The following is an 8,059-nucleotide window of genomic DNA, read 5'->3' as shown; positions in this document are numbered from 1 at the left end:
ATTTCTCGCTGGCATTGCTAGCAGCCCTTCCGCAATGGTGGCGTTCGCTGGGATGATATGCCCTTCGCGGTATCGGATCTGCACGGGGTCGCCGATTATCGATAAAAGTCGTGCTTGTGATTTTCGTTTCTCTAGTTGCGATTGGATGTAGATCAGACTAGCTAGAGCAAATGACAGGCTTGTTGTAAGCGCGCCTACCCATACGGGATCAATATAGAATTCCATGTTTATAGAATTAGTGGGGCGTTATCTGGAGTCCTACCCCACCAGCTCCTCAGCCTTCGCCCGCAGCTCGACCTTGCGGATCTTGCCAGAGACGGTCATGGGGAACTCGTCGGTGATCTGCAGGTAGCGGGGAATCTTGTAATGCGCCAGCTGGCCGGAGCAGAACTCGCGCAGCCCCTCGATCGTCAGCTCCTCAGCGCCATCGCGCAGGATCACCCAGGCCATGAGCTCCTCGCCGTACTTCTCGTCGGAGACCCCGACCACCTGCACATCGCGGATCGCCGGATGCTGGTAGAGGAACTCCTCGATCTCACGCGGGTAGATGTTCTCTCCACCGCGGATCACCATGTCCTTGATCCGGCCGGTGATGTTGAGGTACCCGTCCTCATCCATGATCGCCAGATCCCCGGTGTGCATCCAGCGCGCGGCGTCGATCGCCTCGGCGGTCTTGTCCGGCTCCTGCCAGTACCCGAGCATGACGCAGTAGCCGCGCGTGCACAGCTCACCCTTCTCACCCCGCGGCACCGTCAGCCCGGTGACGGGATCGACGACCTTGACCTCGGTGTGCGGCATCACTCGGCCGACGGTCTCGGTGCGGCGCTCCAGGCTGTCATCGGTGCGGGTCATCGTCGACACCGGCGCAGTCTCAGTCATGCCGTAGCAGATCGCCACCTCGGACATGTGCATGTCGCTGATAACCCGCTTCATCACCTCAACAGGGCAGGTCGAGCCGGCCATGACGCCGGTGCGCAGCGTCGAGAGGTCGAAGTCGGTGAAGTTCGCCAGCTCCAGTTCGGCGATGAACATCGTCGGCACACCGTACAGCGACGTGGCCTTCTCATCGGCGACGGCCTGAAGGGTCGCCTGCGGGTCGAAGCCGGGGGAGGGGATGACCGCGCACGCCCCGTGGGAGTAGATGTCGAGGTTGCCGATGACCATCCCAAAACAGTGGAAGAACGGCACCGGCAGGCACACGATGTCCTCTTCGGTGTAGCTGAGCAGCTCGCCGATGAAGTAGCCGTTGTTCAGAATGTTGTGGTGGCTTAAGGTCACGCCCTTGGGGAAGCCGGTGGTTCCCGAGGTGTACTGGATGTTGATCGGCTCGTCGGCTCCCAGCTCGGCGCCGAGCGTTGCCAGCCGCACATCGGCTTTGACCGCTGGACGCTCCATGAGCTCCCGGCCGCGTTCGAGCAGGTGGGCGAAAGATTCCGACTCGTCGAGGCCACCGGCAGGCTTGGTGACCACCGCCTCGGCGGCGGTGTCGATGAAGACCAGCTGCAGGTTCGCCACCGCACCGGCCACCTCACGGGCCAGGGCCACGAAGTCCGAGTGCGGGGCGGCCATCTGCGAGATGAGCAGCGTCGTGCCCGACTGCTTGAGCACGTACTCGAGCTCATGGGCGCGGTAGGCGGGATTGATATTGACGAGGATCGCGCCGATCTTCGCCATCGCGTACTGCACGATCGTCCACTCCGGCAGGTTCTGCGCCCAGATGCCGACCCGGTCGCCCTTGGCGATCCCGCGGTCGATGAGGCTCATCGCCACCGCATCGGAGTCGCGATCGAGTTCGGCGTAGGTCCAGCGGCGGCCGGTCGGGGCGTCGACGAGGGCTTCGCGGTCGGCGAACCGGGCGACGTTCTTCTTGAAATTCGCACCGATCGTGTCGCCGAGCAGCGGCTGGGACGACGTGCCCGAGGTGTAGGAGAGTTCTCGTTGTGCGCTCACGTGGTGGCTCCTCATCGAGATCGTGGTGTGACTGCCGTCACCGGGTGTGGTGCCCATCATAAACACCCGGTTGGCGGGTGCCGAGAGCGGGGGAGGAGTGGGGTGCTGGAAGGGCTTCGGTGAGCGCCGCGTGCCGGAGTGAGTGTGATGTCCGTCGCTCCGCATACACTCACTTATAAGACGGCTGATATAGGTCGCCGGTTAAGAAATGAGGTTGCGATGACCATCATGGATCCCACGCCGATCAAACGGCACCCCACGGAGTGCGCTGACGAAATTGGGACAGTGTTGCCGAGATTGCGAACAGAACCGGCTGAGCCTCACGACCCGTTCCTTGCTCTCGCGCGCGGACGGCCAGCGCGAGAGGTGAACCCCGGCCTGTGGGAATGGCAGGCAGAGGCTCTGGACCGCTGGCACGCATCGGACTGCCGAGGTGTCATCGAGGCAGTAACCGGTGCTGGTAAGACGATGGTCGGCATCACCGCGGCTTACGAAGCGTGCCGCATGGGAATCAAAGTGCTGGTGCTCGTCCCGACCATCGAACTGCAGGAGCAGTGGTTCTCGCGGCTGAACTCGACCCTGCCCGATGCCCTTGTCGGCATGTTCGGCAACGGTCGCCGCGATTCGCTTCGGGACTGCGACATCGTCATCGCAGTCGTCCATTCCGCTGCCCGCAGCGAGCTTTTGGCAGACCATCACCGCGGCCTCCTCATTGCTGACGAGACGCATCGTTACGCAGCCCCGTCCTTCCACCGTGCGCTCAGCGAGCGCTTCTCCTACCGGCTGGGTCTCACAGCTACTTACGAAAGACCAGACGATGCGCACAAGCACCAGCTGGATCCGTATTTCGGCGGAGTCATCTTCCGGCTGTGGTACGACCGCGCCCTCGCAGACGGCGTGATCGCCCCATTCGACCTCGCGTTCGTGAGCATCGATCTGAACGCCGAGGAGCGGTCAAACTATGAACGCTTCAGCAGCCGGATGAGCAAACTCGAAAGGCCACTGCGGCACAAGCTCGGACTGGTCGGGGCACCTGTGGGGAAGTTCTTCACGGCAGTCTCTCGTCTCGCTGGCCGGAAGGACGATCGGAGCCCGGCTGCGATGATGGCACGTCGCTACCTCGACGCGATGAACCGAAGGCAGGCAGTGCTGTCGAATGCCGGCGCTAAGCTTCGGCTCCTGGAGGAGCTTGCGCCGGTGGTTGCGAAGTCGGACGGAACCCTCGTCTTTGCGGACACAATTGACAGTTCGACTCAAGCCGGGGCCGTCCTCAGCTCGGCAGGTGTGCGGTGTGAGTCGATCAGCAGTGACTCGCCGCCCGAGACAAGGCGTGGGGCTCTCAGCCGCTTCGGCCATGGATACGCGCAGGCGCTGTGTGCGCCTCGGATTCTCGATGAGGGAATCGATGTGCCCCGAGCTGATCTTGCGATCGTGGTTTCTGGTTCGAGGCAGGCGCGCCAGACTATCCAGCGGCTCGGCCGTGTCATTCGACGCAAACCCGACGGCGGAAGAGGGCGTTTCGTTCACGTCTTCGCCGCTCGGACTGCTGAGGATCCGTTCGAGCGCAAGGGCCGCCAGTACGCTGATATCGAACAGTTCGCAGATCGTGTCGGACATTTCACCGGCGACGAAGTCCGAAGGCTCAGGCGCTTTCTCCTCGAAGATCTGCGTCAGATGCCGCCACCGGCTGCTGAACCGCGCGCCGAAGCGAAGAAACCGCTGACTGTCGATACGCAACTCAGGCCTGAGCCTGTCGTGGCTCCGGGTGCTGTTGATCCTGAGCCCAAAGAGCCTACGTCGTCACCGACGGGCTCCGGGCCCGTTGAGGACGGGGCATTTGCGATCGTCCTTCGGATACCGGGCGGGCGGAAATCCGACGCAGACGAATTGCAGCCGCAGCTCGGCCGCAAAAGCATTCGTGACAGCACCAAGCTCTATCTGATCGGCATCGGCAAGGAGCCGTTGCTCACCGCTGAAGATGAGGTCGCGCTGGCGAAGACCATCGAAGCGGGGTTATACGCGGAGCACCTCTGGCGCAACGAGCAGTACTCCACGCGGCGAGAACGCCATGATCTCGAAGCGGTCATGCGAGAGGGGCGGGAGGCGAAGGAGAAGTTCGTCAGAAGCAATCTGCGCCTCGTCGCCAGCATCGCGAAGTCCTATAAACGGCATTGCCATCACCTGGAATTCCTCGATCTCATTTCACACGGTCATATAGGGCTCATTCGTGCGGTCGACGGTTTCGACTTCAAGCGAGGGCAGAAGTTCTCAACGTATGCAACGTGGTGGATCCGCCAGTCGATCAACCGGGGCATTCAGGACGAGGAACGAACTATCAGGGTGCCCGTGCATGTGCTCGACCGAGTCAGTGAGCATCGCCGGTGCGAAGATGCCCGACTATGCGACCATGACATCGACCTGATCGAGCGGGTCGACTATATGCAGCCTCGTTCGCTGGATCGGATCCTGGACGATGAGAAGCTCGTGGGCCTTTTCGCTGAACGGTTCAGCCCGGTCGACCTCAATACGGGGGAGAGCCAACACACTCTTCCGCACCCGGAGGACGAGATGCTGCTGCGCGAGCGCGATGCAGTGATCAATGCAGTCATCGACCAGTTGCTTGGACCCCGCGAGGCTGACATCATCCGACGTCGATTCGGATGGAGAGGCGAGCCGCAGACCCTCGAGGTCATCGGCCAGGCGTACGACGTGACGCGGGAGCGGATACGGCAGTTGGAGCGGGCCTCGCTGAAAACACTCAGGGAGTTCATGACGCGGCACCTTACGGTTGCCCCCGCTGGCGATGAAGAAGACGTTCCGGCCGGCTGATGCTCGGTCGGAGCCGGCCCCAGCATGAGAGCTGCCGGAGTGCCCCGCGTCACCTCCGGCTTGTACGCTTGAGCCATGACTGAGAACATGCCATCGACTGAGCAGAACGGCGCCGCCGATGCCGCCCAGCCGGACGCTGCCGAGCCCACCCACGTCATCCAGCAGCGTGGACTGTGGTTCGAGGAGTTCGAGATCGGCGCGGTGTACAAGCACGCCCCCGGCCGCACCATCACTGAGGCCGACAACACCTGGTTCACCGCCGTGACGATGAACACGCAGGCCCTGCACCTCGACGCGGCCTTCGCTGAGACCGAGCCGTTCGGTCAGCGGCTGGTGAACTCGATGTTCACGCTGGCCACCCTCGTCGGACTCTCAGTCTCCCAGCTGACGCAGGGGACCATCGTCGGCAACCTCGGCTTCTCCGAGGTCGCCTTCCCCAAGCCGCTGTTCCACGGCGATACCCTGTATGCGGAGACGAAGATCGTCGACAAGCGCCTGTCGAACTCCCGCCCCGGCCAGGGCATCGTGAGCCTGGAGCACATCGGCCGCAACCAGCACGGCGACATCGTCGCCAAGGCGGTGCGCAAGACGATGGTCTTCACCGCCGACCACGCTGAGAAGGAGGCATGATGACCTTCGCCTTCGCTCCCGCCTGGCTGTTCGTCCCGGCAGATCGCCCCGACCGCTACCGCAAGGCCGCTGACCGTTCCGATATCGTCATCGTCGACCTCGAAGATGCCGTCGCCGAGGCGGACAAGGCTGCCGCCCGGAAGGCCCTGGCTGAGCACTCCGCTGGCGATGACGCCCTCGATCCGGCCCGCACCGTCATCCGCGTCAACGCCCCGGATACTGAGCACTTCGCCGCTGACCTCGAGCTGCTCGGTCGGCTCCCGTTCACCCACGTCATGCTGCCCAAAGCAGAGGGTGCTGCCGGGCCCGAGGCGCTGGCCGGCTACCAGGTCATCGCCCTCATCGAGACGGCCGCCGGAGGCATCAGCGCCGCTGAGGTCGCCGCTGCTGAGAACGTCGCAGCCCTCATGTGGGGTGCCGAGGACCTGACCGCCGATCTGGGCGGCGGGTCCTCCCGCAAGGCCGATGGCACCTACCGCGACGTCTGCCGCACCGTGCGATCGCTGACCCTGCTGGCGGCGAAGGCACACGGCAAGCGCGCCCTCGATTCGATCTGGGCAGCCATCGACGATCTCGACGGCCTCGCTGTCGAGACCGAGGATGCCGTCGAATCCGGCTTCGACGGGAAGGTCTCGATCCATCCCAAGCACATCGCCGTCGTGCGTGAGGCGTTCGCCCCGACGGACGAGCAGCTGACCTGGGCGCGTGAGGTGCTCGCACTCGCTGAGACCTCCTCGGGCGCCTTCAGCTACGAGGGCAAGATGATCGACGCCCCGCTGCTCAAGCACGCCCAGACGATCGTCGCCCGCGCCCGATGACCGCACGGACGACCAGCACCGCACCGGCCAGCCGCGTCGCGCCGACCACGGACTTCGAGCCGGCCAGCCGCGCCGAGCCGACCACCATCGCTGAACAGGTTGAGGCCGCACTGACCGCAGCAGCCGACAACGACGGGATCATCCCGATCGTCGAAGCCGGGCACCCGGTGCTGCGCCAGCCGACCGAGGAGGTCGACGGGCAGGTCGACGACGCGACCCTGCAGGAGCTCGCCGCAGCGATGCGCGCCACGATGCAGGCGGCACCCGGTGTTGGGCTTGCCGCCCCGCAGGTCGGCATCAGTCTGCGGATGTTCGTCATCGAAGACCCGGCGCCGGTGCTCGGTGAGGTCGCCCGCATCCGCGAGCGCACACCGACGCCGTTCGCAGCGATCGTCAACTCCCGTTACCGGGCCGTCGGCGATGAGCAGGTGGCCTTCTATGAGGGCTGCCTGTCGATTCCCGGCTACCAGGCCGTCGTCGCCCGCCCGCGCACGATCGCACTCACCGGCCACCACCTCGGCGGCGGCAGCATCGAACGCGAGATCACCGGCTGGGAGGCGCGCATCGTCGCCCATGAGACCGACCACCTCGACGGGGTGCTCTACACCGACCTGGCCGAGATGCGATCGCTGGCCACCTCAGCCCAGGTGGCGCGGTGGTGGAGCCAGCCCAGCGCCGCCGAGGCCGCCCGCGCGCTCGGCTTCGACCTGCCCGATTCCCCGATCCTGTGACCCCCGATTCCCTGCCCCCGACCTTCTGGTCCCGCGACCCCAGCCCAAGGAGCACACCATGCGTCTGAATCCCTTTGTAGCCGCCTCCGTCGACCTCGGCTTCGCCGCACTGTCCGCCTTCCGCCCATGGTGGGTGCCGAAGAAGCACCAGCGGACCGCCCGTCTCGTCTACGCCGGGGCCACCGGTGTGCTGTCTGCCGCCTCGGGCGCGGAATCCTACACCGGCGTCAGCACACCGCTGGACCCGAAGAGGGAGAACGCGGTCAATGCCGCGATCGGGATCGGTAGCGCTGCGCTGACCTATGCGGGCTGGCCGCTGCTCACCCGCTTCAACCGGTGGGCCGATGACAAGCTGGGCAGCTGGGGCGTGAAGAATCCGCCGCTCGTCAGCGCGGCCGTCTCCATCGGCGCGACGACCCTGGCCCACGTGGCCCTCCTCGCACTCGATGACATGATCTCGCGCGGAGCCGACGAGGACTGGGATGACGCCGCCGAGCAGAAGATCGTGCTGCCGGCCCATATCCTCGAGTCCGTTCTCGCACTGCTGGACGACAACCACGCCCTCGACGCGCACACCGCCCAGGTGCTGCGCGACCAGCTCGCTGCAGCCGAGGTCTGGGTCGCGCGCGACCACGAGGCCGGCAGCGACGAGCCCGGCGAGTGGCACGTCAGCACCATAACCGTGCAGGTGCCCGCCGACGCCGAGCGCGTCGTGCCCTCCCGCCAGACCTACCCGGTGCGCGGGCACATCGTTGCCCCGGACGGCACTGACCTGTACCTCAGCATCGAGACCGCCGACGGCCGGATCGCGAGCATCGACCTGACCGAGGACTTCGACATCTACCCCGACCTCTCCGCCGAGGCAGACGGCGAGGCCTTCGGGATGATCGATGACGGCGACGCCGAGGACTGGGATGACGACGGTGACGCCGAGTGGGAGGCCCGCGAGGCACTGTTCGTGCTGCGCAACTGGCCGCGCGCCGGCGAGTTCGAGATCGTCTCCGACGCCGACCGGATGCCGAACCTGAGCTGAGCGCAGTCTGCTGCGCCCAAGATCCGCATGGTAACTGTCGTTGACAACTTGAGTTGCGGTAACTAGAA

Annotated in this window: 7 protein-coding genes; 5 read left to right on the top strand and 2 right to left on the bottom strand. The window is 65.0% G+C overall.

What is annotated here, in order from left to right:
- The coding region (locus tag M3C25_RS00640; protein WP_259854548.1) for a hypothetical protein at positions 1-225 on the bottom strand (225 nt) is incomplete at its 3' end.
- Between the two features lie 33 nt (positions 226-258).
- Entirely contained in the window at positions 259-1,950 is a 1,692-nt protein-coding gene (locus M3C25_RS00635; protein ID WP_259854547.1) for an AMP-binding protein, read from the bottom strand.
- Between the two features lie 219 nt (positions 1,951-2,169).
- Between M3C25_RS00635 and M3C25_RS00630 the strand changes: the two genes are divergently transcribed.
- The 5 genes from M3C25_RS00630 (at position 2,170) to M3C25_RS00610 (ending at position 7,991) form a co-directional block, all read left to right on the top strand.
- A complete protein-coding gene (locus M3C25_RS00630; RefSeq protein WP_180964708.1) occupies positions 2,170-4,779 on the top strand; it encodes a sigma-70 family RNA polymerase sigma factor in 2,610 nt (869 codons plus the stop codon).
- Positions 4,780-4,854: 75 nt separating this feature from the next.
- A complete protein-coding gene (locus M3C25_RS00625; protein WP_259854546.1) occupies positions 4,855-5,409 on the top strand; it encodes a MaoC family dehydratase in 555 nt (184 codons plus the stop codon).
- A complete protein-coding gene (locus tag M3C25_RS00620) occupies positions 5,409-6,227 on the top strand; it encodes an HpcH/HpaI aldolase/citrate lyase family protein (protein WP_259854549.1) in 819 nt (272 codons plus the stop codon). Before M3C25_RS00625 ends, M3C25_RS00620 begins: the two co-directional genes overlap by 1 nt.
- Complete coding sequence (locus M3C25_RS00615) at positions 6,224-6,958, top strand: peptide deformylase (protein WP_259854545.1); 735 nt, start codon at positions 6,224-6,226, stop codon at positions 6,956-6,958. Before M3C25_RS00620 ends, M3C25_RS00615 begins: the two co-directional genes overlap by 4 nt.
- A gap of 58 nt (positions 6,959-7,016) precedes the next feature.
- On the top strand, positions 7,017-7,991 hold the full coding sequence (locus M3C25_RS00610) for a hypothetical protein (protein WP_259854544.1): 975 nt from the start codon (positions 7,017-7,019) through the stop codon (positions 7,989-7,991).
- The last annotated feature ends 68 nt before the right edge of the window (positions 7,992-8,059 follow it).

Source organism: Brevibacterium luteolum, assembly GCF_025147615.1.
GTDB lineage: Bacteria > Actinomycetota > Actinomycetes > Actinomycetales > Brevibacteriaceae > Brevibacterium > Brevibacterium luteolum.
This window is presented reverse-complemented; position numbering and strand designations above follow the sequence as displayed.

Bases quoted from the DNA above. Each gene is read 5' to 3' on its own strand.
- M3C25_RS00630 (WP_180964708.1), top strand. From the start codon at position 2,170: ATGACCATCATGGATCCCACGCCGATCAAACGGCACCCCACGGAGTGC.
- M3C25_RS00610 (WP_259854544.1), top strand. From the start codon at position 7,017: ATGCGTCTGAATCCCTTTGTAGCCGCCTCCGTCGACCTCGGCTTCGCC.
- M3C25_RS00620 (WP_259854549.1), top strand. From the start codon at position 5,409: ATGACCTTCGCCTTCGCTCCCGCCTGGCTGTTCGTCCCGGCAGATCGC.
- M3C25_RS00625 (WP_259854546.1), top strand. From the start codon at position 4,855: ATGACTGAGAACATGCCATCGACTGAGCAGAACGGCGCCGCCGATGCC.
- M3C25_RS00615 (WP_259854545.1), top strand. From the start codon at position 6,224: ATGACCGCACGGACGACCAGCACCGCACCGGCCAGCCGCGTCGCGCCG.